Source organism: Pseudomonas sp. NFACC16-2, assembly GCF_900119205.1.
Classification (GTDB): Bacteria; Pseudomonadota; Gammaproteobacteria; order Pseudomonadales; family Pseudomonadaceae; genus Aquipseudomonas; species Aquipseudomonas fluorescens_Q.
Window position 1 is genome coordinate 23,942 of the sequence record NZ_FPIX01000043.1, and the last position, 24,154, is coordinate 48,095.

Sequence of the window (24,154 nt, forward strand, 5' to 3'; positions counted from 1 at the left end):
CCACGCAGAGCGTGGGAACGATCGGGTCGCGGCGGCGGTGGAAGATCGTTCCTCACGCTCCGCGTGGGAACGCCGCCAGGGACGCTCCGCGTTCCAACTTCACAGCGGTCAATACCATCGCTGAATCTCAATCAACCCCTCCATCCCCGCATAATTGCGTGCACTGGAGTAGCGCCAATGCTCCGGTAACTCCACATACCCGCGCTTCACTGGGTTGAAATGGATGTAATCCAGTTTCTGGCGCATTACCGCTTCGCTATAGATTTGCTCCGCATGCGAGCCTTCTTGCCAGAGCTGATAGACCCTGTCCTGCTTATGCGCTCGCTTGCTGAACCGCAGGCGTTGCAATGCTCGCTCAGCGCCCTTGCTCTGTAGATCGTTGATGATCTGGCGCGCCGTAAAGGATTTGAACTGACACAAGCACTTGCTCAGATTCGGCGCTTGGGCAACGAAATGCAGATGGTTTTCCAGAACGACATAACCGAACAACTGCAAGTTTTGATGGGTTTGCTGATAGCGCCAGCACCCGAGCAGGTGATCAACGAGATAAGGCCGTATGAACAGCGGCAACCATTCCATCAATGTGCAGGTGAGAAAGTGGGGTTTTTCCGGTTCGGTGATGACGTAGCGGCTCCGGCCCATGGGATGCCTTCCTTTGCGGCGAGGGGAATGACTATGCTGCCGGTTTCGAGGCGCTCGAGGATAGACGAACAGGGCTCGGAGCACGTGGGAAGGGTCGGTAAATCCTCGATGATCGTTCCCATGCTCTGCGTGGGAATGCAGCCCGGGACGCTCTGCGTCCCCTTCAATAGCCGAACGCGGAGCGTCCGTAGAGGCATTCCCACGCGGAGCGTGGGAACGTTCGACCGCAGTGGGCTTGTCGTCACAGGTGCTTCAGCAGCCTGTGCCTACACGGGCGAAATCGTCGCCAGTACGCCGATCAAAAGAGTCAGTGCCAAAAAACCACCTAGAAAAATCGCCATCTTCGCCATGAGCACTCCTGGACCCAAAAATTGCAGCACACGGGCAGCCCAATAGGCTAGCCGCGTGATTATTCTGGGGTGGGGCCCGGATTCATTACAGAGGCACCTGACACAGGAAAATACGGATCAGACGAACGCCTTCCGCCCTCTCGCACAACTTTCAATAGACGAAAAAAGATAAAGCTACACCGCGAAATTCTCTCTCCCAAGGGAAACGGATATACCAACGTATATTTTCATGTCCCAAGTCAGCGTGGCCTTCAGCCCAGGCACCACTTAATCTTGCCGGGCATTTAACGCCCCCCGTTCAAGTGCGCTTCAACTTCATGACATCCGATGATCGCAGTGTGGTCGCAGCTCTGGCTTTGAACAGTAAATAGAGGTGATCCATGCGCCCTTCTTTCCTTGCACCTGTATTGACGCCCTTCAAGAACCGGGAACAACTTCCTGCTAACTCCTGGCGGGCCGATATAGCGCTGTTGGGCCTCCTGGTGCTCTTGGCTGCCTTTGTATTCCATGGCCTGGATCAGATGAACCAGCCCCTCGGCGTACTTGACTCTTCATCACTGTCCCTGGATCTGGTGCACCTGCCGGAATATACCTTGCGCACGACTTTGCGCATGTTCATCGCCTTGTTCGCTTCGTTTGCTTTTTCCTTGATCGTCGCCACGTTGGCCGCCAAAAGCCGCAAGGCTGCAATCGTTATCCTGCCCGTTTTGGATATTCTCCAATCGGTGCCAGTCCTTGGCTTTCTTACTTTTACCGTTGTGTTCTTCATGGGACTTTTCCCGGGCAAGGAAACCGGTGTCGAGTGCGCAGCCATCTTCGCCATCTTCACCAGTCAAGTCTGGAACATGACCTTCAGTTTCTATCAATCGCTGAGAACCGTGCCCAACGATCTTTACGAGGTCAGCCGACAGTTCGCGTTTTCGCCATGGCAACGCTTCATCAGGCTGGAACTGCCCTTCGCCACGCCGGGGCTGGTGTGGAACATGATGATGTCGATGTCGGGCGGCTGGTTTTTCGTGGTCGCTTCCGAGGCCATCACCGTCGGCGACACCACCGTCAGCTTGCCGGGCATCGGTTCATGGCTGGCGCTGGCGATCGAGCAGCAAAACATCGCCGCGATTGCTTGGGCAGTGCTGGCCATGGTCGTGGTGATCATCGCCTATGACCTGCTGTTTTTCCGGCCAATCGTCGCCTGGGCGGACAAATTCCGCTTCGAGCAGACCGCCTCCCAGAAACGCCCACGGTCCAGGGTCTATGACCTGCTGCGCTCGACTCGCCTGGTGCCCTTGGTGCTGCTGACGCTGGGCAGCATCAAGGCGTCGTTGTTTCTGGAAAAGATCCCTCGGCTGCCGTCCATCCGCTTCAAGACCAGCGCCCGCGTCAGCCGCGCTGCCGACCTGGCTTGGCTCGCCCTGGTCGCCGTGGCCTGCATCGCCGGCATCCTGCAATTGTCGCGCTTCATCGGCAGCACGTTAGGTTGGGAGGACGTGGCCAGTACGTTTGGCCTGGGCCTGGTCACCCTGGTACGAGTCGGCGTGCTCATCGTGCTGGCTAGCCTGGTGTGGATGCCCATCGGCGTCTGGATCGGTTTGAACCCGCGCTGGGCCGAACGCCTGCAACCCGTCGCGCAATTGCTGGCGGCCTTCCCGGCCAACGTGCTGTTTCCGTTCGCGGTGATCGCCATCGTCGCCCTGAAACTCAACCCCGATATCTGGCTTTCGCCGCTGATGATCCTGGGCACCCAGTGGTACATCCTGTTCAACGTGATCGCCGGCGCCAGCGCCCTGCCGACTGATTTGCGCGAGGCGGCGCGCAGCTTCCACATACGCGGCTGGCAGTGGTGGCGCCAGGTCGCGCTGCCGGGCGTCTTCCCTTACTACGTCACCGGCGCCCTCACGGCAGCGGGCGGCTCATGGAACGCCAGCATCGTCGCCGAGGCGGTGTCCTGGGGGGACCACCATTTATACGCGTCCGGCTTGGGCTCCTTCATTGCCCAGGCGACCACGGCCGGGGATCTGCAACGAGTGGCGCTGGGTGTCGTGGTCATGTCGATTTTCGTGGTGGGTTTCAACCGCCTGCTGTGGCGCCCGCTGTACGGTTTCGCCGAGCGTCGGCTTCGAATTGATTGAGGGGGTGATCCAATGCAAGTGATGGACAAACGCTGCCTCGTGGATGTGCAGCAAGTCGGCCACGTCTACGGCACCGCAGGCGGCGCCGAGCGCCGGGTCCTGGACAATGTCTGCATGCGCCTGGATGAGGGCGAAATCGTCGGCCTGCTGGGGCGTTCGGGCTCCGGCAAATCGACCTTGCTGCGCTCCATCGCCGGCCTGATTTCGCCCACCACCGGCGTGGTGGATTTTCCGAGCAATGCCCAAGGGCTGGCGAGCTCGGTGCGCATGGTGTTCCAGAGCTTCGCCCTGTTCCCCTGGCTGACGGTGCTGCAAAACGTCGAGGTCGGCCTCGAGGCCCTCGGCGTGACAGTACCTGAGCGGCGTCGGCGGGCGCTGGCCGCCATCGACATGATCGGCCTCGATGGCTTCGAAAGCGCCTTCCCCAAAGAGCTGTCAGGCGGAATGCGCCAGCGCGTCGGCCTGGCCCGTGCGTTGGTGGTCAACCCGGATGTGCTGTTGATGGACGAGCCGTTTTCCGCGCTGGACGTACTGACCGCCGAAACGCTGCGCACCGACCTGCTGGATTTATGGCGTGAGGGGCGCATGCCGATCAGGTCGATCCTGATGGTCACCCATAACATCGAAGAAGCCGTGCTGATGTGTGATCGAATTCTGATTTTCTCCTCCAACCCGGGGCGGGTGATGAGCGAGATCACCGTGGACCTCAGCCAGCCGCGCAATCGCGCCGACCCGGCATTCCAGGCCCTGGTCGAGCATATTTACGTGCAGATGGCCGGGGGCGCGAATGTCGGCTCCGCACGCCAGGAAACCTTTGCCGGCAGCGGCGTGGGCATGGTCCTGCCATCGATCTCCAGCAATGCCCTGGCCGGGCTGATCGAAGCGGTGCAGGACCAGCCGTTTGCCGGCCAAGCGGATTTGCGCGAGCTCGCCAGTGCATTGCGCTATACCGCCAGTGACCTTTTACCTGTCGCCGAGGTGCTGCAACTCATGCGCTTGGCCGACCTGCAGGACGGCCACATCATCCTCTTGCCGGCCGGGCAACGCTATGCCGACTCAGCGGTGGATGAGCGCAAGCAACTGTTTGCCAAGCACCTGCTTAAATATGTCCCGTTGGTGGGGCATGTGCGCCGGGTGCTGGACGACCGCCCTACCCGCACCGCACCGGCCAGGCGTTTCCGTGACCAACTGGAAGATTTCATGTCCGAACACGACGCCGCCATTACGCTGGACTGTGTCACGCAATGGGGGCGCTACGCCGAGTTGTTCGCCTACGACGAGGTGGCCGATCAGTTCAGCCTGGACAATCCATCCTGAGGTGGCGCGGTATAAACTGCGTGGATCGGTCGTTGGAGCAATGCGCGGTGGACATTCAATGAGAAAAACCCAGTTGACCCTGCGCCTGCTGCTTCTGCTGGGATTGGCCCTGGGCATCGCGGCGATCGATACGGTCACCGACCTGGAAATCGCCGTCGGGGTCTTCCAGATCGTGGTGGTGCTGATCGCGGTGAGAATCCTGCCGGCACGCGCCGTGGCCGGGGTCGCGATCCTCTGCATGGTCCTGACGATCCTGAGCTATCGGCTGACGCGTTTTGGCGACACAGAGGCCGGCCTGATCAACGTGCTGATCAGCCTCGCCGCCATCGCCGGCACCACGTACCTGGCGCTGCGTCTCTCGGCCGCCGTGCGCACGGTGCATCAGACCCGCGCCCACCTGGCGCACATCGCCCGCATCAACATGCTCGGCGAACTCGCCGCCTCGATTGCCCACGAAGTCAACCAACCCCTGGCCGCCGTTGCCGCCAGCGGCAGTGCCAGCCTGCGCTGGATGGCCACCGAGCCGCCCAACCTGCCCAAGGCCCGGCAGGCGGTGGAACGGATCATCGCCGACACCCATCGGGCCAGCGACATCATTGCCCGGTTGCGCGGCATGGCCCGGCATCAAGCGCCGACGAAGCAATGGCTGAACGTGGCCGACACGGTCCATGCCGCGTTGCGCCTGATGACGGGCGAGCTGAACGAACAGAACATCACCTTGCAGGTGCAAGTCCAGGAAGGGCTGCCACCGGTACTGGCCGACGAGGTGCAGATCCAGCAGGTACTCCTCAACCTGGCGATGAACGCGGTCGACGCCATGCGCCAGGTTGACGTCGACCAGCGGATTCTGCAGTTTCAGGTGACGCTCGAATCGCCTGGGCAACTGCTCTTTTCGGTATCCGACCAAGGCAATGGCTTGCCGGCCGGCGACCGCGAACGGGTGTTCGACGCTTTCTACAGCACCAAGCAGGACGGCATGGGGATGGGCTTGGCCATCAGCCGCTCGATCATCGAGGCTCACGACGGACGACTCTGGGCCACCAGCCATTCGCCCTCAGGTTCGACCTTTCACTTCACCCTGCCAGCCGTCACAAGGGAATCCGATGAGCCAGACTGACATGCAAGACCAGGCCGACTCGATGGTCTTCATCGTCGACGACGACCCTTCGGTGCGGGCCTCACTGCAAGACCTGCTGGCCTCCGTGGGCCTGGCGAGCACGGCCTTCGGCTCGGCCCGTGAATTCATGGACGCCGAACGGCCGGACGTCCCGGCGTGCCTGATCCTCGACGTGCGCATGCCGGGCCTGAGTGGGCTGGATTTCCAACAGGAAATGGCGCGTTTGAATATTCAGGTCCCGGTGGTGTTCATCACCGCCCATGGCGACATTCCCATGTCCGTCAAAGCCATGAAAGCCGGGGCGCTGGAGTTCCTGACCAAGCCGTTCCGCGAACAGGACCTGCTCGATGCAATCACCCTGGGCCTGAACCGCGACCAGGAACGGCGCAAGGCCGCGGCGGGTGTCGACGCGTTGAAACGTCGGCACGACGCGTTGACTGACGGCGAGCGCGAGGTGATGGAGCTGGTCGTGTCAGGGCTGTTGAACAAGCAGGTGGCCGCCCGACTGGGCTTGAGCGAGGTGACCGTGAAAGTGCGGCGCGGGTCGTTGATGCGCAAGATGAATGCGGACTCGTTGGCAACGCTGGTGAAGATGTCGGAAAAACTCAAGGAAGCCGATCGCTAGCGGCCCATGATCACGGCTATCATTGCCGTTCGCCCTGTTGTCGGGCGATGTCGCTGCCCCCCTCAAGGACTCAGGTATGAACCTTCTGCCGTCACGCTCCACCCTCTTCGTCTCCAGCCTTTTGCTCAGTTCGCTGTGCTTCGCCGAAGGTGAGCCAACCGACGGCAGCCTCATCAAGGACTCGACCAAGGCAGCCGTCTCAAGCTTCATTACCGCTGGCAAGAACCTGTTGGGCGGCGTCAGCGAAGGCGTGCTCGATGGCCGCGAGTCGGCCCAGGGCGTCGATGGCGCCGCGATCATTTCCTCCAATGAGCAGCTGAAAGACCGCGTCACCATCGAAATCCTGAAGCTGGAGCCCGTCGACGACACCTTCAGCGTCACCCTAGGTTTCAAGAACAGCACCGACACGCAACTGCGTCTGATCAACCTCGGCCAGACGGGCGCCTTGCTCGCCATCGACCAGGCCGGGTACGCCAACAGGCTGGCAGGGTTTGAAAACCCGGATGAAGTCACCATCCCGCCGAAGACGGCCGTGCGGCAGAAGTTTGTGTTTGAAGGGTTGAACGAGAAAATCAACACCGTGCGCGTGTGGGGCCAGGATTATCAGGTTAAAAAATAAGGCTGGTGCTCACTTAACCAATCGAGTGTCCAGGCCAAACCGCTCCTGCGAGACAAGCCTGAACTGATCCTTCGCCAAATCGCAGCTCACCAGCAGATTCCAGGAGTGCTGAGTGACCGCAGAAGGAATCAGTACAAAGGGATACTGCGCCAGCAGGTCGTCAGCAAACTGCTGCTGATTGGGCGATGGTCGAGCCGGAACAAGCCAGTTTGGGTTCGGTACGTCTTCGGCCTGAACCACTTTGATGAGCCCTGGATCCAGCACTTCAAAACATGTCAGTAGATGAGGCACCCTGTCTAACGCGTCGAATCCCAGGTGGGCCGCGACTTCCAAAATGGCCGTAGACGGGTCAGCCGAGGCGTAGATGACCCGCCGCCCAGGCGGATTCCAACGGCCACCCGTTCGTTGCGCCCCAATGCCGCTGTCCCACGTATCCTTGTAGACCTCGCGGTCAAGGCGCCAAGCGTGCCATCGACCGTCCCAGGGCAAAGGACTCATTGATAAACTCCGTGTTCAATGCGGGTCAAGTAATCCTCCACCGCCTGAAAGCCCAACGAGTTGTCGATTAGCTCCAATGGCACGTAATCATCCAGGTACTTGCAGGGTTTCTTCAGCCAGTCCTCAGCCAACTGCTGGCTGCCAAAGACGTTGATGGCGTGCTCCAGGGTTTGGGCATACTGGAAAGCAACCGTACTCTGATGCTGGTTCAGTCGTATTGGCTTGGTCTCCTTCGCGAGACGCTGGACGGTTCTGACGGATCTCCCTGTAATGCGCTGAACCAAGTCGCGTTCCATGTACAGAGTGGATGTAGAAAGCATGTCCCTGACGTCGCTTAGGTAAAAACCTTCCTGCGCGTACCGGATAATCAGCAGGCGCTCATCACTTTTTCGACCATGCAGCAGCACCTCCGTAGGCTTTCTGGTGACGTCTCTCGTCCCCACACCTGTTTTCCCCGTGGATTTGACGGCTAGCTTGTCTGCTTGCTTCGCTGCGGACATAACGTTGACCTCATTGCGACATTTGACGTAATCATAGCGCCAAATGTCGCGACAGCGGCAAATCGGTTCGTCGGCCTTGCCGTATAAGGTTTCAGGCATCGGTCTGTCCTCACGATGTAAAACGAAGCTGAGCGTGCCGGATACCACACAGAGCACTGAGACAACGCCAGATCGTAAGTGCAGTACTTCCGAAGGCCAACCTTAAAAAGTTGTCAGAGACTTCTTCGATTTCTTCCAAAGCGATCACTTGCCCGTAGGATGGTGTTCCATGACAGTCTGTGTGGCTACAACATCAAACGTCATTGCCTACATCTACTACAGAATCAGCTGGTTTTCGCCGAACTCACCGGCTCAAAATTCAACGCAAGCACACTCACCAACACGATAACCGCCCCAACAATCACCATCGTCGCTGGGCGTTCGGCCAGGACCAGACAAGCCATCAACATCGCGCTGGGCGGTATCAGGTAAAGCGCCATGGAGGCTCGGCTCACGTCGCTGTGGGCCAGCACGTAAGCCCAGGCGAGGTACGCCAGCGCGCTGGGGAAAATACCGAGAATCAACACCGCCAGGTTCACCGAAGCCGAAGCCTGTCGCGCCGCGCTCAACATGCCCGGTGTGAAAATGAACAACAGGAGTGTGCCCGACCAGACGGTGTAGCAAACCAGGGTCAAGCCGTCGTAGCGATGGGCATGGTGCTTCTGCAAAGCGAAATACACACTCCAGGACAGCGCCGCCAGCAGGATCAACAGTCCATGGGCGTCCATGTCACCCAAGCCTCGATCCCCCGTGACGACCACGGCTGCGCCAAGCAAGCCGCACAATACACAGCCCCACTGCCAACCGCCGACTCTGTCCTTGAAGACAAAATGCGCAAGCAATGTGCTGAACAACGGCGTGGACTGGGCCAACACACTCGCCGCCCCGGCACTGACGCCCCGCTGGCCGTAATTGAGGGCGATGTGGTGCAGGCTCACGGCAAAGAAACCCAACACCGCCAGCACCGGCCAATCCCCAAGACGCGGCCAGGCAATACCCTTCGCCATCGCGACGACGGCCATGAACACCGAAGCGATGAGAAACCGCATCAACGCCAGTTGACCCGGTTCGTAGGCCTGCAAGCCGATGCGAATACCAATTGGCGAATAGGCCCAGCAAAGAATCACGAACATGGTCGCCAGGATCACTTTTACGCGGGGTCTGCCGGGATTCTTCAAGCCATCAAACGGCACACAACGGGTTTCCATTCAGAGTTCCTGCGCACTGGGCGTCTGGTCGATTTACCCTGAAGTATCAAAACCACTCACTCTCAATACAAGTGACTTAAACTCAGCCAACCATTCACTTTGGGTGAGTTATGGAACTGTCCCAACTGCGCATGCTCAAGACCGTCTGCGACACCGGCAGCATCGCCCGCGCCGCCGAAGTGCTGCACTGCGTACCGTCCAACATCACGGCACGGCTCAAATCCCTGGAGCGGGAGTTGGGTACACCGTTGTTTTTCCGCGAAGGCCGCGGTTTGCGGGTCAGCCCGGCGGGCGAGGTGTTCCTGGGTTACACGACAAAAATCCTCGGCCTGACGGAAGAAGCCCGCCGCGCGGTAAACCCCAGCCACACGCCAAGCGGCCCCTTGCGCATTGGCGCCATCGAATCCAGCGCCACGGGGCGCCTGCCGCAGTTATTGGCCAAATACCACGCGCAGTATCCTCAGGTGTCGCTGGAACTGAGCACGGGGACATGGGCGCAGTTGCTGGACGATACCCAGCACCACCGGCTCGACGGTGTAATCGTGGCGGTCGACGTGGAACGGCCCGGACTCAAGCGCGCCGTGATGTACCGCGAAGACCTGATGCTCATCGCCTCCGAATCCCACGGCCCCTTGCGCAACGCCGCAGACCTGCAAGGCAAGGCCATCTTCATGTGGCCCCCAGGCTGCCCGTACCGCTTTGCCCTGGAGCAGTGGTTGCTGCGCCATGACCAGGTGCAACCGATCATCAGCATCGCCAGCTATGGCGCCATCGTCGGCTGCGTCAGTGCCGGTGCCGGCGTCTCGCTGGTGCCTCGGGGGATCTATGAGCAATACCGTCATGGCGCTGGCTGGACAGGGTATGAATTCCCTGGATTGACGGGCATCGACAACCTGTTCTACTGGCATGAAAACGCTGGCCGGCATCCTGCCAGGGAAGCGTTTTTGACGATGTTGAAGACGGAGTTCGAAGGGTAGTTGCAACCTCGCCGAAAAAGCCATTGGACTGCGCTGAGCGACATCCCGCTGGCCATCCTTGTGCACTCTTATGCATCCCTGTGGCGAGGGGATTTATCCCCGTTGGGCCGCAAAGCGGCCCTAAAGCTTTCACCTCGGTCCCCGGACAACACAAAACCCGTCTCGCCTGTCAGCGCACGGCTGAAAAATGTTACATAGTTGAAGGAACGGTCCTGACCGCACTACGACAGGGAGTCAGCTTTGGAACCAGCACCACCGTTTATCCTCCATGAAACGAGCCATTGGACAGTCAACCATCACTTGGCGTCCGCCCTACCCGGCTACCTCATGCTCGGCGCCAAGGCTCATGTGAACTCATTGGCCCAATTGCCCGCGCCGGCATTAGCAGAGTTGGGTGGCCTGATGGCGCATATCCAAAGTATTCTTGAAACACAGCTCAACCCCAAATGGCTTTACATCAGCCGATTCGGCCACGATCCCCGCTACCCCATCCACTTCCATTTCATCCCGGTGTACGACTGGGTCGAAGCGTTGTTTTGGAAAGATACGCGGTACAGGCTGCTGGAAACTTTTGGGGGGCAAGGGAATGCCCAGACATTGACCGACGGCGCGGAGCTGACGTTGTTCATTTGGCGAGAATTTGGGGAGAGCCCAACGCCGCCAACCATTCAGGGGCCGTCAATTGAGCAAGTGATTGAAAGACTGCGTCAGTCATTCAAATCGGCTGTACCGGTCTCATGAAAATCAAAACATCATCCATTGCTCTACTCGGAATCCTGTCATTCATGCAAGCCCCAGCGTCTTTCGCGGACAACACCATTGGGAAAACGCTCTATCTTCAGCGATGCGCCGTGTGCCATGGCGCGGACATCAAGGGAACAGGACCATTGGCCAAGAAAAGCAACCCGCCAACCCCTGACCTTACGACACCCGCCTTCAAGAAACGACTGACCGATTACCCGGGTGTGATTGTCTCTTCGATCATACTTCGCCCAAATGGAAACCTGATTCCAAGGACCTTGAAAGAGAATGGCGTAAAGATCCCGCCGCACCCTTGGAGCGTCAAGGACCTGCGCGATCTGCATCAATACATGAGTGAGGTCATTTCAAATAAATGATCTTACGGGGAACTGCCCCCTCGGCTTATCGATAACAACAGGCAATGCCCAGATTTCTCGGACCTGGGCATTGAAGTGTTTTAAAAAACACCGTCAGTAAAGCGTATTGGCAACACGCTCCGGCAGTGCCTTGTCATAAGCGTCGCCATCGACCTGCGATGGGCAGATACGTTTGAACACCTCACCTGCCGTGGGCAGTGCGCGGCGCTCGATCTGCCGCTTCACGTCCCACAGCCCCGCCCTGATCACCGCCCTGCTGCACTGGAAATAAACACTGGTTACGGTGACTTCCAGAACGGTTCGAGGGAGCTGCCCTTTTACTGCGAAGCGGGACAACAGGGCTGGCTCGATGGATATCCTGGCCGTGCCATTCACGCGCAAGGTTTCCCCCACGCCCGGCACCAGGAAAAGCAGCGCGACCCGGGGATCCTCAACGATGTTTCGCAGCGAATCGATACGGTTGTTGCCGCGGCGGTCGGGCAGATACAGCGTCTTGCTGTCGTGGACGTGAACGAACCCCGGCGCGTCGCCCCTCGGAGACGCATCCAGCCCGCCAGGCCCCGAGGAAGCGAGGATCACGAAGCAAGCCGCTTCAATGAAGGGCTGGTAGACCGGGTGGATATGGTCGACTTCCTTGAGCAGCGAGGGCGCCGCGACGGGGCCGTAGAGGCTTTCCAGCGCTTGGGTGGTCGTGATGTAGGCGCTGCTGTCGTTGTCGCGTTCCATGCTTGTCTCCTCTGTAGATGTTTAAGAATCGCATTCAGTTGCGCCGCGCCCTCTCAACCTTCCGACCCAACGACGACCGAATCGACCGCTTTCAGGTCTTGGAGCTCATGCGCCCCTGGATCGCCACGCGCAGGCAACCCCAGGCAATAAAGCCGACGAGCACGCCCTCGGCGACACCCACCAGCAAGTTGAAGGAAAAGCTCAGCGGCTGCTCGGCGAAGTAGAACGTCGTCGAGCCCGTTCGAAAGCCACTGACGCGCAGCCGTCCGGTAAAAATGGCTGGCACCAAGGTCATGACGTTAGTCAGCTCCAGCACCGCAAAGAAGGCGCCCAACAGCGTGAGCAAGGCACGTGCGGGAACGCCCAGTTTCTCGGTCGGCTCAGGCGCAGCAGCGTCGCCCTTTTCCCGGCGCTGACGGGCAGCCCTTACTGCCTTGCCGCTGCTAGGGGCCGGAGTTGGCCTATGGGGCGCCTTCACAACCGGCGCCGCCCCCTCGACGACCTCGGTGGGCAGCGCCACGCCCAGGTAGTCGGCCAGCTCCCGCAGCCACAGGTCCGTGCGTTGACTGCCCGGCACCACCGGAACGTTGTCGGTGGTCAGGCGGTGCGCCGTGCCATCGCGCAGTATCAGCCACAGCTGGGTGCGAGCTCGCGCAGCCTGCGGGAGGCGGCGCAGTTCGAGGGATTTGGCAGCCTCGATCCGGAAGGCCGATTGCACACGCTTGCGACGCCCGAAAAAGTTACGGGTCAGGCGCTTGCCTTCGCCGTCGACCCGCGACAACACCAACGTCTCGTGGACGCCGGTGTATACCACCAGCAGCAGGCCAAGGGCAGGAATCAGCAGCAACAGCAGCCCCATCAATAGAGCGGACAGTGGATCCACCTCTGTCATCAACGAGGCCCCATCAACCATCACGAACACGGCGAACGCCATTGGCAAGAGAAAGGCCAACGCCCCTATCACCAACACGACCAAGCTCTGCACCACGTTGCGCGAATGGATGTGCAGATCACCCTGCGCGGTGCGCTCGAACCGATGTCCTATCAACATGCATGACTCCTGTTGCGTTGCTTTGCAGACTGTTCGAGGGGCTGGGATGACGATTGGAACGCCTCGGGCCGGGATGGTGTTCCAGCGGCGCAGGATACCGGATGTCGCGGCCTCGGGGTCGGGTGGGGTTTTCTCCGGTGTGAGTAACTGCTCCTACAGAAATGGATAAAGTCGGTTTGTTTCCTCGGAGAATTCTCATGATTCCTACGAAGGCCTCGGAATCTCTCACCTTGTTCGTCTTGGGAGCCCAAATCTATAGTTCTTTCCGTCGCCAACCATGGTGATCAGGTTTGGCGACCTGCGGATCGGATAAGCCCTCTAACAAAATGGAGCAATCCCATGCAGAGATACATCCCCATCACCGGCATCGACTGCACCCCTGCCGCCCTGCTCATCGATACCCAGGCACCGCTTGACGTCCTGCACGCAACTGCCGATTACCGCATCCGTACCGTGACCCAGGTATTGGAGAACATCGCGTTTCGCTCCGAGATCGCCAGCGACACCGTGGTGCTGTCGGACTTCGCGCAGCTTTTGGTGATTCCGTTGCGGGATGGATGTGATTTGCTGGAGGTGATTGGGCGACGGCTTCAGGCGCAGGTTGAAAGCTGATGGAGTTACGGGCGCCTCCGGCGCCCGTTTTGATGTTTGGCATTTACAGGTCGTGGCCGGCGGATATTTGTAACGTAGGGCACTCTACAAAGATGGCTTCTGGACATCTGCGGCCACTCATAAAGGGCATGAAGTCCCAGGGCTGATCAGATACTGGCCTGCTCCCTAAAGCGTCCTTACCTCCACGGACTCCCTGCTCAGTAAGGCTCCGAATTCAGTTGCCTGGCCTCATGGGGCGATCTTCCATTCCATTCCTTGAAGGCGCGGGTAAAGGCGCTGTGCTCCGAATAGCCCAGCAGCATGGCGATGTCCACGATTTGCAGGCGTGGATCGCGCAGGTACGACAGCGCCAGTTCCTGGCGGACCAGGTTCAGTTCATGACGAAAGCTGGTACCGGCCTCTTGTAGACGGCGCTGTAGCGTGCGTGACGAGGTGCCCAGTTGGGGGCTTATCCGCTCTAAGCTCGGCTCACCTTTGCGCAGGGCATGGGTGATGACCTTGCGCAGCTGTTCCACGAACTCCTCCTGCTGTGGCAACTGCGCCAGCAGGCGATCCGCATGCTGTTCCAACAGGGAGGCCAGCACCGGATCGGGGCTTTTTAAGGGCAACTCAAGCAGTTGCGTGGAGAAACGCAGGACCGCCTCGACCTGGCCGAAGCGCACCGGGCAGCCGAAGAAGGCTTCATACGGGCTGAAGTCGAGGGTCCCGGGGTGACTGAAATCGACGCGCAACGGATTGGCGGTGCCGCGCACTAAGGCACGGCAGAACTGCACGATGGCAACCATACCGGCTTCGTTCACCAGGGGGCCGGGCTGATACTGGCTGACATCCCAGACCAGCTCGAACCAACCGTCGCCGTCGCGGCGAGTCATGGGAGTGACGTCGTATACCAGGCGAATGTAGCGTTCCAAGCGTTGCAGAGCTGTACCGAGATTACCGCAGGCCAGCAGTACCGATCCGAGCACACCGATATGCCGGGCGCTGATGGTTTGACCGAGGTGCAGTCCTAACAGTGGATCGCCTAACACTTGCGCCGCTATCACCAACAAGCGATCCCAGCATTCCACGTTAACGCCGCCGGCACCCTCTTGGGTAGGTGTGGGCCAGGGCTGGCCAAGAACCGACTCGGGATCATGACCGAGCGCCTCCAAGTATTCATAAAGCAATTGCACGTAGGTCTCTGGTACCACGCGCCGAAACAAAGGCTGGCTCATCGGGCCTCTTTAGGCTGGTTGGCCTTTTTGTTGTTTGGCGCAAAGTGTCAAGCGGGGCGTCGGATACCGTCAAGCCTTCCTTGCGGCAGCTGTCGAGAATGACGGCACTCCAGTCATTCCAGCAGATGCCGTTCATGAGCACGATCACCGATCTTTTCGCACTAGCGACAATCCAGTTCTTCTCCAACGGGTCACGTTGTGTTGCCGACTTTTATCGACCATTGGGCGCTGGACCTTTCCCGATAGTGGTGATGGCACATGGACTTGGCGGGACGCGAAAGATGCGTCTGCCTGCCTTTGCCGAACGCTTCGCCGCCGCCGGCTACGCTTGCTTGGTGTTCGACTATCGCCACTTCGGCGACAGCGAAGGCGAGCCACGGCAACTGCTGGATATCAACCGCCAGCTCAAGGACTGGAAAGCCGCGATAGATCACGTTCGCCACCTCGCGGATGTCGACCCGCAGCGGATTGTTATATGGGGCACCTCGTTTGGCGGCGGCCATGTGCTGGCCACCGCCGCCGATGATGCGAGGGTGACCGCTGTCATCTCCCAATGTCCGTTCACCGACGGCCTGAGCTCCGTTCTTGCCACCGAACCCCTGGTGTCACTTCGACTCACTGTGTTGGCCTTGGCCGACCGCATGGGCTCGTGGTTCGGCGCCAAGCCCATTCTTGTGCCACTTAACGGTCAACCTGGCGATACGGCATTCATGACATCGCCGGACGCCTGGAGTGGCTATAACGGACTAATCCCGTCGGGTGCGCGTATCCGCAAAGAGGCCGCTGCGCGCTTTGCCTTGGACATCATTCGCTACTACCCAGGGCACAGCACGCCACGTATCCAGGTCCCCGTGCTGTTTTGCGTGTGTGATCCCGACAGCGTGGCACCGGCGAAGCGGACGCTGCGTCACGCCCGGCGCGCGCCACGTCATGAGATCAAGCGCTATGCCCATGGGCATTTCGATATTTATGTGGGCGAAGCCTTCGAGAAGGTGGTGGGTGATCAACTCGACTTCCTCAAGCGCAACGTGCCAAGCATCCCAACGAAGAGATAAGAATATGTACCACCTTAAAGGCAAAGTGGTTCTGATCACCGGCGCAGCTGGCGGCATCGGTGCCGCCAGTGCACGCGAACTCTATGCGCATGGTGCCAGCCTTGTGCTAACCGATACCTCGCAGGAGGCGGTGGACCAACTGGCTCAAGAGTTCAATAGCCAACGCGTGTTGCCGCTGGCGTTCGACGTTACCCACGCCGAGGCGGCAAAGACAGTGGTGCGGCAGGCAGTCGAACACTTCGGTCGTCTCGATGTGGCCTTCGCCAATGCTGGCATCTCTTGGCGTGGTGTACCGGCGACCCTACGCACCTGCGACGAAGTGGAGTTCCGCCGCATCATTGAAGTGAATCTGTTTGGGGTGTGGTACACGATGCGCGCCGCACTGCCGGAAGTCGTGCGCAACCGGGGTCAGGTGCTGGTCACGTCGTCGACCTATGCCTATTTGAACGGCGTGGCCAACGCGCCCTATGCCGCGAGCAAGGCGGCGGTGGAGTCGCTGACCCGCTCGCTGCGCGCTGAGTTGAGTGCGACCGGGGCCAGCGCCAGCGTGCTCTATCCCGGCTGGACGGCGACCGCTATTGCCAAGGTTGCCTTCGGTGGCAACGCCATCGCCACCCAGATGAACGAGGCCCTATTGCCGGCCTTCCTGCATCGGGCGATTGCACCGGAAAAGGTGGCACGTGGCGTGGTGCGCGGTCTGCAAAAGCGTCAGCCGCGCATCGTGGTACCGGCTCGCTGGGCGACCATCTCCCTGATGCGCGGCCTGTTCAACGTTTTCACCGACTGGCATCTGGCACGCCATGCCCGCCTGCAAAGATTGCTCCACGAGTTGGAAGAATCCGTTCGCACCCAGACCCCAAGTTGATGTCCTACTACTTGCATAAGGTTCACACATGAAAAGTTACTCGCTGAACGGCCGCGTCATCGCCATCACTGGCGCCACAGGGGGGCTCGGCAGGGCCGCCGCGCAGGCACTGCGCGACAAAGGCGCGAAGCTGGTCTTGCTGGATCTTGATCTGGATAGCCTGAGCGTTATGGCTGCGGCGTTGGGTGGGCCTGATGTCGCTGCCGGTTGGGTGGCCAACGTGCGCTCAATTGAGAGTCTGGAGACGGCTCTGAAGAAGGCTGCGCAGCACTTCGGCGCAATTGATGTCGTGGTCGCCGGCGCTGGCGTCAGCTCGGTGGTTGCCCTGGAGTACATCGATCCAGCCACGTTTGAGCGGGTCATCGATATCAACCTTAACGGCGTGGCCCGCGCCTTCCGCGCTGCGCTGCCCTATGTTAAGGGGCGCCAGGGTTATCTACTGGCCATCTCGTCCATGGCCGCTTTCGTTCATTCGCCATTGAATACAGCCTACACCGCCAGCAAGGCTGGAGTCTGGGCCCTATGTAACAGCTTGCGCCTGGAGCTTCGTCAGCACGGCGTGGGCGTCGGATCGCTCCACCCGACCTTCTTCCAGACACCAATGATGGAGGCAGTCATCGCAGGGCCGTCTTCCACCCTGGTCTGGAACAATCATCGGGGGATTTGGCAGTTCGTAGCACTGGAGAGGGTGGTCACCGCCCTGGTGGAATGCATTGAACAGAGGCGTGATCTAATGACGGTACCACGCAGCCAGGGGCTGGTGGCGAGAGCGCCAGGCTTGCTACGCCGACTTATCGAGCGGATGGGTTTCGACCCCGGAAAAGTCGCCGAAGCAGTAAGACTCAGTGATGAAGGCAAGGTCTTGTAAGATCTGCGTAGCAGGCTGGACAAAGGGCCGCTTCTGGCCGAAAGCAGTCGCCCACGACTGACAGCTACCGGCCGATTGTGTTGAAAAAGTCGGTCCTTCCAGGCTGCGCATATACTGACTGCTGAATATGCTTTTTTTTGCGCGCATCTACGCGAAATCTGAACCCGGAACCCTCTGCTCAAAGCGAAGATTTCAAGCTAAGACGCGTACTTTTCTGCCGTGGAAACCATGGCCGACTTTTTCAACAGAATCGGCCAAGAGCGGACGTTTAGAGCAGAGAAATAAATCTGTTCTCTTTTCCCAATGGACATCACCGCGGCGTACGCAGGGCTATCGCGTGGTGCGCGCAGCGCTCTCTACAAGCACCTGAGCACTTGGCGCCGCGCAATGAGGCGAAGCATGGACTTCGCGTACGCTAACGTTATGCCTGAACCAATGCATTAACGAACCACTCGTAGAGTGCCTGTGGGTGGTATTGGGGAAAATACGCAACTAGCACGGTTGAAGCTACAAGCGCCAGCATCACCAACAGCGCGGTAAGTAGCTTTACCAACGTCGAGAGAGGTGCATTGGGCGGGCCGTATTTATTAATCGCTTTACGCCCCGGAAGCATGATGAGCGGAAGCGTTGCCACAAAACCGATAACAGGAAACACGGAGAGAATTCCCCATATCATCGGACTCCAGCCTAGATCACGTGCCCTGCGTACTAGTAGAGACACGTCGAGTAGGATGGCAGGAACGACAACGGTGACACCGACTATCAGCAAAACCACCAGTTGATGGCGCAACCCCACCATAAAAAACGACAGCAAAATGCACGGAAGAACCAGCACCAAGGGCACACGAATCAGCCAGAAGCGCGTCAGAGAAATACGCCCGGAAAAATCAAGAATCCTGGGTTTTGAAAACGTGACAACCTCGTCGTCAATCAGTTGGGCGTCGCCCGGTTGATATGGGTTTTCGATTTCGCTGCTGATGCTGCCGAAAACGGGTTCTATCCTTGCCATTTAGTGCTATTTCCTTGTATTTGATGGTTGCTATTCACGTCACAATGTTTACGCCTCGTATCTAATCGAAGGCCGGCATCAAACTCAAGAGGAAACGCTATCGTGTAGGGGGGCTGTGCGCACCACACGCACCACAGCATGTGTGGGTCTGTCGCATGGTGCGCGCAGTACACCTTATGAAGTGTTTTGCCGCTAGTTAAGAAGGCGGGTCATGTCCCTACTCTGAACGACGGCTTCTGGCCGATATCTGCCAGAGTCAGAGGTTTCTTAGCTGCACGATATGCGTCGCATGAGCATCTTGAGTTCGTGTGAAGCCGCAGCGTAGGTAAAAAGTGCTTCCCTCAGAAGTGTCGGTGTAAAGACGCACACTTTCAAAGTGCAAAGCGGCGTGGGCAAGCAAAGCGCTAACCAGTCGCCTGCCAAACTGTTGCCGCCGTGACGCAGGAGTCACATAAACACGCCGCAGTCTTCCTGTGCGGGTATGCGTGAACGGATCAACAGACAGGCCTCCGACGCCACCAGTTGCCGATCTAGATACGCTGCCATTAGGCATTCGCCTGGCGCATCAAAGCGATTGATGCCTGAATGCCATTCCGAAGTCAGTCGGGTGATAAACCTGAAACCTTCTGCCACGGCCTCTTTCTCAAGGGCAGAAATTTGTGGCGGCATGTGCGTAATCGGTTGAATCTCCACTGGGGTCATCCTCCCTGATTAGGTACGAAACTCTTCTGATAATAGGACCTTGATGTGCGGACTGTGCGCATACAAGCGGCAGCTATCGACATGTCAGACGCAGAAAAACATAACGTGCAAAGGATGCACATAGAAGACGATGGCAGCCTTTTTCCCAGATCAATTGCCGCATAGATGGACAACCATCCAAGATTTTTATACTCAGGTGCCTATCAGAAAACTATCGCTCTACGGCGACGCATTTGATTTCCACGAGAAGACCGGGTCGAGCCAGTTCACTGACACCTATGCATGTCCATGCACAAGTGCTCCTGGGAAAGACCTCATCCTTCACACGTCTGAAAATCGGCATGTGGCGGTGCATATCGACGTGATAGGTTGTCATTTCGACGACATCTTCGAATTCGCAACCACCGGTTTCCAAGACGAGCCGGAGATTTTCCCATGCTGCCAAAAACTGCTGCTCGGGGTCTTCGATAACTGACAAGTCCGGCGTCCGGCCTACCTGACCAGCACAGTAAAGGGTTTTTCCTACCTTCACCGCTGGTGCATAACCAGCACGCTCGCAAAGCAATCTCATGGCATCTGGAACAATGATCTGACGATCAGTCATGGTTGTGGAGCCCAAAATATAAACGGATACGAAAGCTAACCCAGGTGCCAGAAAAAAGGGGAAAGTTTTATTATCAGAACAATAGATCTGTCCCCCTTTCCTCTAGACCGGCATTTGAAGCGCCCGTTTTTTTGATTTCGGTCATTGGGGTATTGATACCCTGTGCAGACCTGCTGGTGTGACGAAAGCGGTCACAGCCTCCACCTTTGAAATGAACCCGCGAACATCGGGACAGAACGATATTCGGAGAATCGATTTCCATCAAACCACACCTCAAGGAGGCTCTATTGCATGAATGCGTCGTATAAAAACAGCCATCTCAGCGAAACGCTGGGCGTCCTAACAGAACTTAGTCGATGCGAACCTCGATCAGCAGCCGAGCGGCGCACCGGATTCGAATCAAAAGCAGAACGTATCTCCAATTGGAATATGGGGATCGCTGTCGCCCTTATGATTCCAGCATGGAGCTTGGCGGCCTGGGCATATTTTGGAGGCTCGCTCTACGAGTGGGTAAAACTCGGTGCGCTGATCACCGTGATCCTTTCATGCACTCTGGCGGTATCGGCATTGCTAATACCTATTCTGGCAACCGGCTACGTATTATTTCGATGGAAAGAGATCTCACTTCAGAATCTCCTGGACGACATCAAACACGAGCAAGCTATGGTCTACGCCTTATCCAAGCACAATGATGAAGCCTTGAACGATGCAAAATGCTGGCTGGAGCTGAAGATCAAGCGCGTCGAGGCCCGAGTCGCGCATTTCTTTGGTGATAAAAGCGCCGTGCTGGGCCTTCTCGCATCTGGGTACTTCTTTGCCAAAGAGTTTGGGGGGAAAGCTGGCGGTCTGAACTGGATCGGCAGCACAATTAGCTCCGGAATAACTTTCCAAAATCTCCCCAACATGGCATTGATGGCAATTGGTGCAGGAGTTGTCGGGCTCTCACTTGGCGCCGTCATGATCAGGCATATCGCTGCGCGCTATCGCTATCAAGTGCAGTTGATCGATATGGCTAAACGTTAGCAGGTGCTGTTAGCCCCCTTGCAGACCGCACGGTACCCCAGAAACGAAAAGGGACAAACTACCGTACGAGTAGAAGCAGCAAGCGTGGCGCGAGGCGCAAGTAGCGAAGGATATTATTCTCAAAAAGCACAGTGGGCGGCGGATGTTTGCCCCCCCTCCCCGGCGCCGAGCGATCGTGCGCCAGGTGAGTCGACGGCAGAGGCGTCAATTGGTACAGCCAGTACCTATAACCTGGTACTCCATGATGTGCCGATCGCCCTTGGAGTCGTCGTAAGTCATCCGCACCGGCACTACGTCGCAGATATTGGGTATTGGAGTCATCGCCACAATGTGCGCGATATCCAGGTTTTGAGAATAACGATAGGGCTCGACTGTAACTTGCGCAGCCTGAGTATCCTGTTCATCGGCCATGGCGACAGAGCCAAGGCAGCCCAGGAATAAAACGAGTAACAGTTTCATAGCAATCACCTGTAATGAGGGCGTGAGAAGGCCAAAGCACTCAATTTGTGCTCAGTCGTGATAAAGGCTTGGGGTGTAGCCCGGTCGCCACCAGACGCCGGGCTGACTTGCATCAGAAAGGCTTGGTAGGCAGGTACTTGCCGTCCAGGGTGATCACGGCGCGATGGCCACCCTCCGGATCTTCGACTTTCTTGATGTCCAGCTTGAAGTTGATGGCACTGATAATGCCGTCGCCGAACTTTTCGTGAACCAGAGCTTTGAGGGTGGTGCCGTATACCGAGATCATCTCGTAGAAACGGTAGATGGTCGGGTCGGACGGTATGCCGTCAAAAAAACTGCCGCGAATTGGCATCGATTGCAGCAAGGCGATCTGATCGGCATCGAGGTCGAGTTTCCTGCCCACGACATTGGCGGCGCTGGCAGGCAGCGGATGCTGGCCGAGCAAGGCAGCAGTGACGAAGGCTTCGGACAAGCCGGTGCCGTCAACGATTTCGGCGAAGGACAGGTCTTTGCGAGCCTTGGTCAGAATGATGGTTTCCGTCAGCTCCTGGCGAGCGGTGCGGGTGGCTTGAGTCTGGATCATGGCGTATCTCCTGGGTTAGCAAGGGGGCAGGTACAGGCTTCAGGCAACGTGCCTGGCGTGTTGGGAAACGGCGTGAACTTCGGGGTTCTCTGCGAGGGACACGAAGATCCCGGTACTGCCATCGAAGGCGTCGATACGCCCGCTCTCGATGTCATAGACCCAACCATGCAGGGTCAGGCGGCCTTCTTCGAGAGCCAGGCGAACGGATGGGTGTGTCTGGATGTTGGCCAACTGCGCGATGACGTTTTCGCGCACCATGGACGCTACTTTGCTCGGCAGATCCGGGTGTTTGCGGGCTTCGTTAACGACCTTGGCCGAGTCGGCGTAACGGAGCCATCCGGCAACGGCAGGCATGTGATCCAGGCACTTGCAAGTTGCCACGGCGGTCATCGCGCCGCAGTCGGAGTGGCCGCATACCACGATATCTGCGACCTGAAGTGCGGCGACTGCGTATTCAACCGAGGCCGAAACGCCGCCCGGCTCTGGCCCATACGACGGCACGATGTTGCCGGCATTTCGAATGACAAACAGATCGCCTGGCTCGCGCTGGGTGACTAGTTCCGGCACCAAGCGGCTATCAGAACAGGAGATGAACAGCGCTCTCGGGCTCTGCTGATTGGCCAGGTCCTTGAACAATTTGGCTCGCTTAGGGAAGGCGTTTTTTTGGAATTTCAGAAAACCGTCGATGATCGCTTTCATGGTTGCTGTCTCAATGTCGCGGGTGTGAAACAAAGACTAAGCAACGTGTTACATAAGGTAAAAGTCTCATTTATTATGAGATGGATCAGATTACCTTATGGCAAAAACCATGCTTGCTCGACACGTCCAATATTTCCTCGCGGTTGCGGAACATCTCAGTTTTACGAAGGCCGCAGCGGCGCTGCACGTCTCTCAGCCAGCCCTCTCGCAGCAGGTGAGGCAGTTGGAAGAAAGCCTTGGAGCCCAGTTGTTCGACCGCTCAGGACGCACAACCCGTTTGACTGACGCGGGAGACGTCTATCTTCTGTATGCGCGCCGTGCTTATCAGCAATTGCGGGAAGCCAAAAGAGCCATCCATGATGTGAGCGACCTCACCCGCGGCTCATTGCGCCTGGCCGTGACGCCGACGTTCACGACCTATCTGGTAGGGCCGGTGATCGAAGCATTTCACTCCCGGTATCCTAAAATCACTCTCAACCTGAAGGAGATTTCCCAAGAGCGTATTGAGGAGCTGCTTTTGGCAGGCGAGTTGGACGCGGGGATCGCGTTCGATGAAATAAATACACCGAACATTGATGCCGTCCCCTTGCTGAACGAAACCCTCGCTTTGGTGGTAAGTCGCAAACACCGCTTGGCCGAGGAGCGGTCCATTGGATTACAGGACCTGAATGCTGAGTCCCTGATTCTGCTCAGTCCAGAGTTTGCAACCCGCGAACAAATCGACCGCTACTTCCGCACACACGCGATTCACCCTCAGGTGCAGATGGAGGCTAATGCCCTCGGCGCCGTGATCGAAATTGTTCGCAGGACAAATCTATCGACTTTATTGCCTGCCAAAATCGCGTTGGCCCATGATGATCTGGTGGCTATCGCACTGGAGCCCGAGCGCTTGCAACGCACCGCCGTCCTTATGCGGCGCAAGGATGCCTTTCAGAGCGCAGCGATGCGAGTTTTCATCGAAGTGGCTAAAGAGGTAGCCATTCAACTGAACGTGTAATACCTGTCTAGCGCGCAAGACTCCAATCAAATCAATAACAACAGAGGCCGCAAATGCAGCCTCTCGGAGGGTCTAGTGAAATCGCCTTTAGCATGGTCACACAACTTGCAACGGCACCTCGTTAATCGCCAACAACCTCAGAAATCAACAGTAGCCGACACCTTCAACGTACGCGGCGCCCCTTGGGTCAGATATCCACCATTGGCCGAGGCCCAGTAATTCTCATCGGCAACGTTCTCCAGCATCGCGTTGAAGGTCACCCCGCGGCCATCCATTTTCGTCCGATAGCGCGCGCCCAGGTCGACGCGGGTCCAGGCGGGGATGCTGTAGTCGTTGGCGCTGTCTACGAACTGGCCGCCGGTGCGCAGTAGCAGGCCGTTCAGGCTCACCCCGGGCAAGCCGGGCACATCCCAGTCGGCGCCCAGATTGAACTGGAATTTCGGCACCCCCACCGCCTGGTTACCATCGTCGCGACCGCCGGTGGTGCCGCTAAGTTCGGCTTTGGTCCAGGTGGCGCCGCTCAGCAGGCGCAGGCCGTCCAGCGGTTC

Annotated in this window: 27 protein-coding genes and 1 pseudogene; 14 read left to right on the plus strand and 14 right to left on the minus strand. The window is 58.3% G+C overall.

The features are described 5' to 3' along the window. Positions 1-108: 108 nt before the first annotated feature. Positions 109-642 carry an REP-associated tyrosine transposase gene (locus tag BT116_RS25080; RefSeq protein WP_072347979.1) on the minus strand — a complete coding sequence of 178 codons (534 nt, stop codon included), beginning with the start codon at positions 640-642 and terminating at the stop codon, positions 109-111. A gap of 730 nt (positions 643-1,372) precedes the next feature. Here BT116_RS25080 and BT116_RS25085 point away from each other — a divergent pair. From BT116_RS25085 to BT116_RS25105, 5 genes are all read left to right on the plus strand, one after another. Beyond that, positions 1,373-3,121: an ABC transporter permease gene (locus BT116_RS25085; protein WP_072347981.1), complete on the plus strand. Its 1,749-nt coding sequence runs from the start codon at positions 1,373-1,375 to the stop codon at positions 3,119-3,121. 12 nt (positions 3,122-3,133) lie between these two features. Continuing rightward, on the plus strand, positions 3,134-4,438 hold the full coding sequence (locus BT116_RS25090) for an ABC transporter ATP-binding protein (RefSeq protein ID WP_072347983.1): 1,305 nt from the start codon (positions 3,134-3,136) through the stop codon (positions 4,436-4,438). Positions 4,439-4,478: 40 nt separating this feature from the next. Beyond that, entirely contained in the window at positions 4,479-5,555 is a 1,077-nt protein-coding gene (locus tag BT116_RS25095) for a sensor histidine kinase (protein WP_072347985.1), read from the plus strand. Continuing rightward, positions 5,542-6,180, plus strand: a complete 639-nt coding sequence (locus BT116_RS25100) for a response regulator transcription factor (RefSeq protein ID WP_072347987.1) — start codon at positions 5,542-5,544, stop codon at positions 6,178-6,180. The genes BT116_RS25095 and BT116_RS25100 overlap by 14 nt, the downstream gene beginning before the upstream one ends. A gap of 76 nt (positions 6,181-6,256) precedes the next feature. Further along, positions 6,257-6,799, plus strand: a complete 543-nt coding sequence (locus BT116_RS25105) for a hypothetical protein (protein WP_072347989.1) — start codon at positions 6,257-6,259, stop codon at positions 6,797-6,799. Positions 6,800-6,808: 9 nt separating this feature from the next. On the opposite strand, the gene BT116_RS25110 is transcribed toward BT116_RS25105, so the two are convergent. The 3 genes from BT116_RS25110 to BT116_RS25120 form a co-directional block, all read right to left on the minus strand. Continuing rightward, a complete protein-coding gene (locus BT116_RS25110) occupies positions 6,809-7,297 on the minus strand; it encodes an RES family NAD+ phosphorylase (protein ID WP_072347991.1) in 489 nt (162 codons plus the stop codon). After that, positions 7,294-7,797 (minus strand): antitoxin Xre/MbcA/ParS toxin-binding domain-containing protein, encoded by a 504-nt coding sequence (locus BT116_RS25115; protein ID WP_083569191.1) that lies wholly within the window; start codon positions 7,795-7,797, stop codon positions 7,294-7,296. Before BT116_RS25115 ends, BT116_RS25110 begins: the two co-directional genes overlap by 4 nt. 323 nt (positions 7,798-8,120) lie before the next feature. Further along, the gene (locus BT116_RS25120; RefSeq protein WP_072347993.1) at positions 8,121-9,044 is read right to left on the minus strand and encodes a DMT family transporter; all 924 of its coding nucleotides are present in this window, start codon (positions 9,042-9,044) and stop codon (positions 8,121-8,123) included. 110 nt (positions 9,045-9,154) lie between these two features. On the opposite strand from BT116_RS25120, the gene BT116_RS25125 reads away from it, so the two are divergent. The 3 genes from BT116_RS25125 to BT116_RS25135 all read left to right on the plus strand — a co-directional run bounded on the left by BT116_RS25125 (position 9,155) and on the right by BT116_RS25135 (position 11,139). Next, positions 9,155-10,021: a LysR family transcriptional regulator gene (locus BT116_RS25125; RefSeq protein WP_072347995.1), complete on the plus strand. Its 867-nt coding sequence runs from the start codon at positions 9,155-9,157 to the stop codon at positions 10,019-10,021. A 240-nt stretch (positions 10,022-10,261) separates the two neighbouring features. Continuing rightward, complete coding sequence (locus BT116_RS25130; RefSeq protein ID WP_072347997.1) at positions 10,262-10,762, plus strand: HIT family protein; 501 nt, start codon at positions 10,262-10,264, stop codon at positions 10,760-10,762. Next, the gene (locus BT116_RS25135; RefSeq protein WP_072347999.1) at positions 10,759-11,139 is read left to right on the plus strand and encodes a c-type cytochrome; all 381 of its coding nucleotides are present in this window, start codon (positions 10,759-10,761) and stop codon (positions 11,137-11,139) included. Before BT116_RS25130 ends, BT116_RS25135 begins: the two co-directional genes overlap by 4 nt. Before the next feature lie 93 nt (positions 11,140-11,232). Here BT116_RS25135 and BT116_RS25140 read toward each other — a convergent pair whose 3' ends face one another. Continuing rightward, positions 11,233-11,865: a pyridoxamine 5'-phosphate oxidase family protein gene (locus BT116_RS25140; protein WP_072348002.1), complete on the minus strand. Its 633-nt coding sequence runs from the start codon at positions 11,863-11,865 to the stop codon at positions 11,233-11,235. A gap of 91 nt (positions 11,866-11,956) precedes the next feature. Next, a complete protein-coding gene (locus tag BT116_RS25145; protein ID WP_072348004.1) occupies positions 11,957-12,916 on the minus strand; it encodes a hypothetical protein in 960 nt (319 codons plus the stop codon). Between the two features lie 339 nt (positions 12,917-13,255). On the opposite strand from BT116_RS25145, the gene BT116_RS25150 reads away from it, so the two are divergent. Further along, on the plus strand, positions 13,256-13,528 hold the full coding sequence (locus tag BT116_RS25150; protein WP_072348006.1) for a hypothetical protein: 273 nt from the start codon (positions 13,256-13,258) through the stop codon (positions 13,526-13,528). Between the two features lie 197 nt (positions 13,529-13,725). Here the strand turns inward: BT116_RS25150 and BT116_RS25155 are convergent, their stop codons facing one another. Continuing rightward, positions 13,726-14,742: an AraC family transcriptional regulator gene (locus BT116_RS25155; RefSeq protein WP_072348008.1), complete on the minus strand. Its 1,017-nt coding sequence runs from the start codon at positions 14,740-14,742 to the stop codon at positions 13,726-13,728. 44 nt (positions 14,743-14,786) lie between these two features. On the opposite strand from BT116_RS25155, the gene BT116_RS25160 reads away from it, so the two are divergent. From BT116_RS25160 to BT116_RS25170, 3 genes are read left to right on the plus strand one after another with little or no spacing between them, the layout of a single operon-like run. Beyond that, positions 14,787-15,797: an alpha/beta hydrolase gene (locus BT116_RS25160; protein ID WP_256572603.1), complete on the plus strand. Its 1,011-nt coding sequence runs from the start codon at positions 14,787-14,789 to the stop codon at positions 15,795-15,797. Positions 15,798-15,801: 4 nt separating this feature from the next. Beyond that, on the plus strand, positions 15,802-16,662 hold the full coding sequence (locus tag BT116_RS25165) for an SDR family NAD(P)-dependent oxidoreductase (protein WP_072348012.1): 861 nt from the start codon (positions 15,802-15,804) through the stop codon (positions 16,660-16,662). A 28-nt stretch (positions 16,663-16,690) separates the two neighbouring features. Then, positions 16,691-17,530 (plus strand): SDR family NAD(P)-dependent oxidoreductase, encoded by an 840-nt coding sequence (locus BT116_RS25170; RefSeq protein ID WP_072348014.1) that lies wholly within the window; start codon positions 16,691-16,693, stop codon positions 17,528-17,530. A gap of 421 nt (positions 17,531-17,951) precedes the next feature. On the opposite strand, the gene BT116_RS25175 is transcribed toward BT116_RS25170, so the two are convergent. The 3 genes and pseudogenes from BT116_RS25175 to BT116_RS25185 all read right to left on the minus strand — a co-directional run bounded on the left by BT116_RS25175 (position 17,952) and on the right by BT116_RS25185 (position 19,845). Further along, positions 17,952-18,539 (minus strand): DUF805 domain-containing protein, encoded by a 588-nt coding sequence (locus BT116_RS25175; RefSeq protein WP_072348016.1) that lies wholly within the window; start codon positions 18,537-18,539, stop codon positions 17,952-17,954. A gap of 256 nt (positions 18,540-18,795) precedes the next feature. Further along, positions 18,796-19,241, minus strand: a pseudogene (locus BT116_RS25180) (GNAT family N-acetyltransferase). A 211-nt stretch (positions 19,242-19,452) separates the two neighbouring features. Further along, positions 19,453-19,845, minus strand: a complete 393-nt coding sequence (locus BT116_RS25185; protein ID WP_072348018.1) for a RidA family protein — start codon at positions 19,843-19,845, stop codon at positions 19,453-19,455. 291 nt (positions 19,846-20,136) lie between these two features. On the opposite strand from BT116_RS25185, the gene BT116_RS25190 reads away from it, so the two are divergent. Next, entirely contained in the window at positions 20,137-20,868 is a 732-nt protein-coding gene (locus tag BT116_RS25190; RefSeq protein WP_139209491.1) for a hypothetical protein, read from the plus strand. Positions 20,869-21,072: 204 nt separating this feature from the next. Here BT116_RS25190 and BT116_RS25195 read toward each other — a convergent pair whose 3' ends face one another. The 3 genes from BT116_RS25195 to BT116_RS25205 all read right to left on the minus strand — a co-directional run bounded on the left by BT116_RS25195 (position 21,073) and on the right by BT116_RS25205 (position 22,609). Next, a complete protein-coding gene (locus BT116_RS25195) occupies positions 21,073-21,327 on the minus strand; it encodes a DUF2790 domain-containing protein (protein ID WP_072348022.1) in 255 nt (84 codons plus the stop codon). Between the two features lie 112 nt (positions 21,328-21,439). Further along, positions 21,440-21,910 (minus strand): cyanase, encoded by a 471-nt coding sequence (gene cynS / locus BT116_RS25200; protein WP_072348024.1) that lies wholly within the window; start codon positions 21,908-21,910, stop codon positions 21,440-21,442. A gap of 39 nt (positions 21,911-21,949) precedes the next feature. Continuing rightward, a complete protein-coding gene (locus BT116_RS25205) occupies positions 21,950-22,609 on the minus strand; it encodes a carbonic anhydrase (RefSeq protein WP_072348026.1) in 660 nt (219 codons plus the stop codon). Between the two features lie 109 nt (positions 22,610-22,718). Here BT116_RS25205 and cynR point away from each other — a divergent pair, with 109 nt between their 5' ends. Continuing rightward, the gene (cynR, locus tag BT116_RS25210) at positions 22,719-23,606 is read left to right on the plus strand and encodes a transcriptional regulator CynR (RefSeq protein WP_072348038.1); all 888 of its coding nucleotides are present in this window, start codon (positions 22,719-22,721) and stop codon (positions 23,604-23,606) included. Positions 23,607-23,743: 137 nt separating this feature from the next. Here cynR and BT116_RS25215 read toward each other — a convergent pair. Continuing rightward, positions 23,744-24,154 (minus strand): TonB-dependent receptor domain-containing protein (locus BT116_RS25215; protein ID WP_139271907.1); only part of this gene is annotated, 411 nt, incomplete at its 5' end.

Excerpts from the sequence above, each read along its gene's own strand:
- BT116_RS25085 (WP_072347981.1), top strand. The coding sequence starts at position 1,373 with ATGCGCCCTTCTTTCCTTGCACCTGTATTGACGCCCTTCAAGAACCGG.
- BT116_RS25090 (WP_072347983.1), top strand. The coding sequence starts at position 3,134 with ATGCAAGTGATGGACAAACGCTGCCTCGTGGATGTGCAGCAAGTCGGC.
- BT116_RS25150 (WP_072348006.1), top strand. The coding sequence starts at position 13,256 with ATGCAGAGATACATCCCCATCACCGGCATCGACTGCACCCCTGCCGCC.
- BT116_RS25175 (WP_072348016.1), bottom strand. The coding sequence starts at position 18,539 with ATGGCAAGGATAGAACCCGTTTTCGGCAGCATCAGCAGCGAAATCGAA.
- cynR (WP_072348038.1), top strand. The coding sequence starts at position 22,719 with ATGCTTGCTCGACACGTCCAATATTTCCTCGCGGTTGCGGAACATCTC.
- BT116_RS25140 (WP_072348002.1), bottom strand. The coding sequence starts at position 11,865 with ATGGAACGCGACAACGACAGCAGCGCCTACATCACGACCACCCAAGCG.
- BT116_RS25135 (WP_072347999.1), top strand. The coding sequence starts at position 10,759 with ATGAAAATCAAAACATCATCCATTGCTCTACTCGGAATCCTGTCATTC.
- BT116_RS25145 (WP_072348004.1), bottom strand. The coding sequence starts at position 12,916 with ATGTTGATAGGACATCGGTTCGAGCGCACCGCGCAGGGTGATCTGCAC.
- BT116_RS25115 (WP_083569191.1), bottom strand. The coding sequence starts at position 7,797 with ATGTCCGCAGCGAAGCAAGCAGACAAGCTAGCCGTCAAATCCACGGGG.
- BT116_RS25100 (WP_072347987.1), top strand. The coding sequence starts at position 5,542 with ATGAGCCAGACTGACATGCAAGACCAGGCCGACTCGATGGTCTTCATC.
- BT116_RS25080 (WP_072347979.1), bottom strand. The coding sequence starts at position 642 with ATGGGCCGGAGCCGCTACGTCATCACCGAACCGGAAAAACCCCACTTT.
- BT116_RS25110 (WP_072347991.1), bottom strand. The coding sequence starts at position 7,297 with ATGAGTCCTTTGCCCTGGGACGGTCGATGGCACGCTTGGCGCCTTGAC.
- BT116_RS25105 (WP_072347989.1), top strand. The coding sequence starts at position 6,257 with ATGAACCTTCTGCCGTCACGCTCCACCCTCTTCGTCTCCAGCCTTTTG.
- BT116_RS25205 (WP_072348026.1), bottom strand. The coding sequence starts at position 22,609 with ATGAAAGCGATCATCGACGGTTTTCTGAAATTCCAAAAAAACGCCTTC.
- BT116_RS25170 (WP_072348014.1), top strand. The coding sequence starts at position 16,691 with ATGAAAAGTTACTCGCTGAACGGCCGCGTCATCGCCATCACTGGCGCC.
- BT116_RS25185 (WP_072348018.1), bottom strand. The coding sequence starts at position 19,845 with ATGACTGATCGTCAGATCATTGTTCCAGATGCCATGAGATTGCTTTGC.
- BT116_RS25165 (WP_072348012.1), top strand. The coding sequence starts at position 15,802 with ATGTACCACCTTAAAGGCAAAGTGGTTCTGATCACCGGCGCAGCTGGC.
- BT116_RS25120 (WP_072347993.1), bottom strand. The coding sequence starts at position 9,044 with ATGGAAACCCGTTGTGTGCCGTTTGATGGCTTGAAGAATCCCGGCAGA.
- cynS (WP_072348024.1), bottom strand. The coding sequence starts at position 21,910 with ATGATCCAGACTCAAGCCACCCGCACCGCTCGCCAGGAGCTGACGGAA.
- BT116_RS25095 (WP_072347985.1), top strand. The coding sequence starts at position 4,479 with ATGCGCGGTGGACATTCAATGAGAAAAACCCAGTTGACCCTGCGCCTG.
- BT116_RS25155 (WP_072348008.1), bottom strand. The coding sequence starts at position 14,742 with ATGAGCCAGCCTTTGTTTCGGCGCGTGGTACCAGAGACCTACGTGCAA.
- BT116_RS25195 (WP_072348022.1), bottom strand. The coding sequence starts at position 21,327 with ATGAAACTGTTACTCGTTTTATTCCTGGGCTGCCTTGGCTCTGTCGCC.
- BT116_RS25125 (WP_072347995.1), top strand. The coding sequence starts at position 9,155 with ATGGAACTGTCCCAACTGCGCATGCTCAAGACCGTCTGCGACACCGGC.
- BT116_RS25190 (WP_139209491.1), top strand. The coding sequence starts at position 20,137 with ATGAATGCGTCGTATAAAAACAGCCATCTCAGCGAAACGCTGGGCGTC.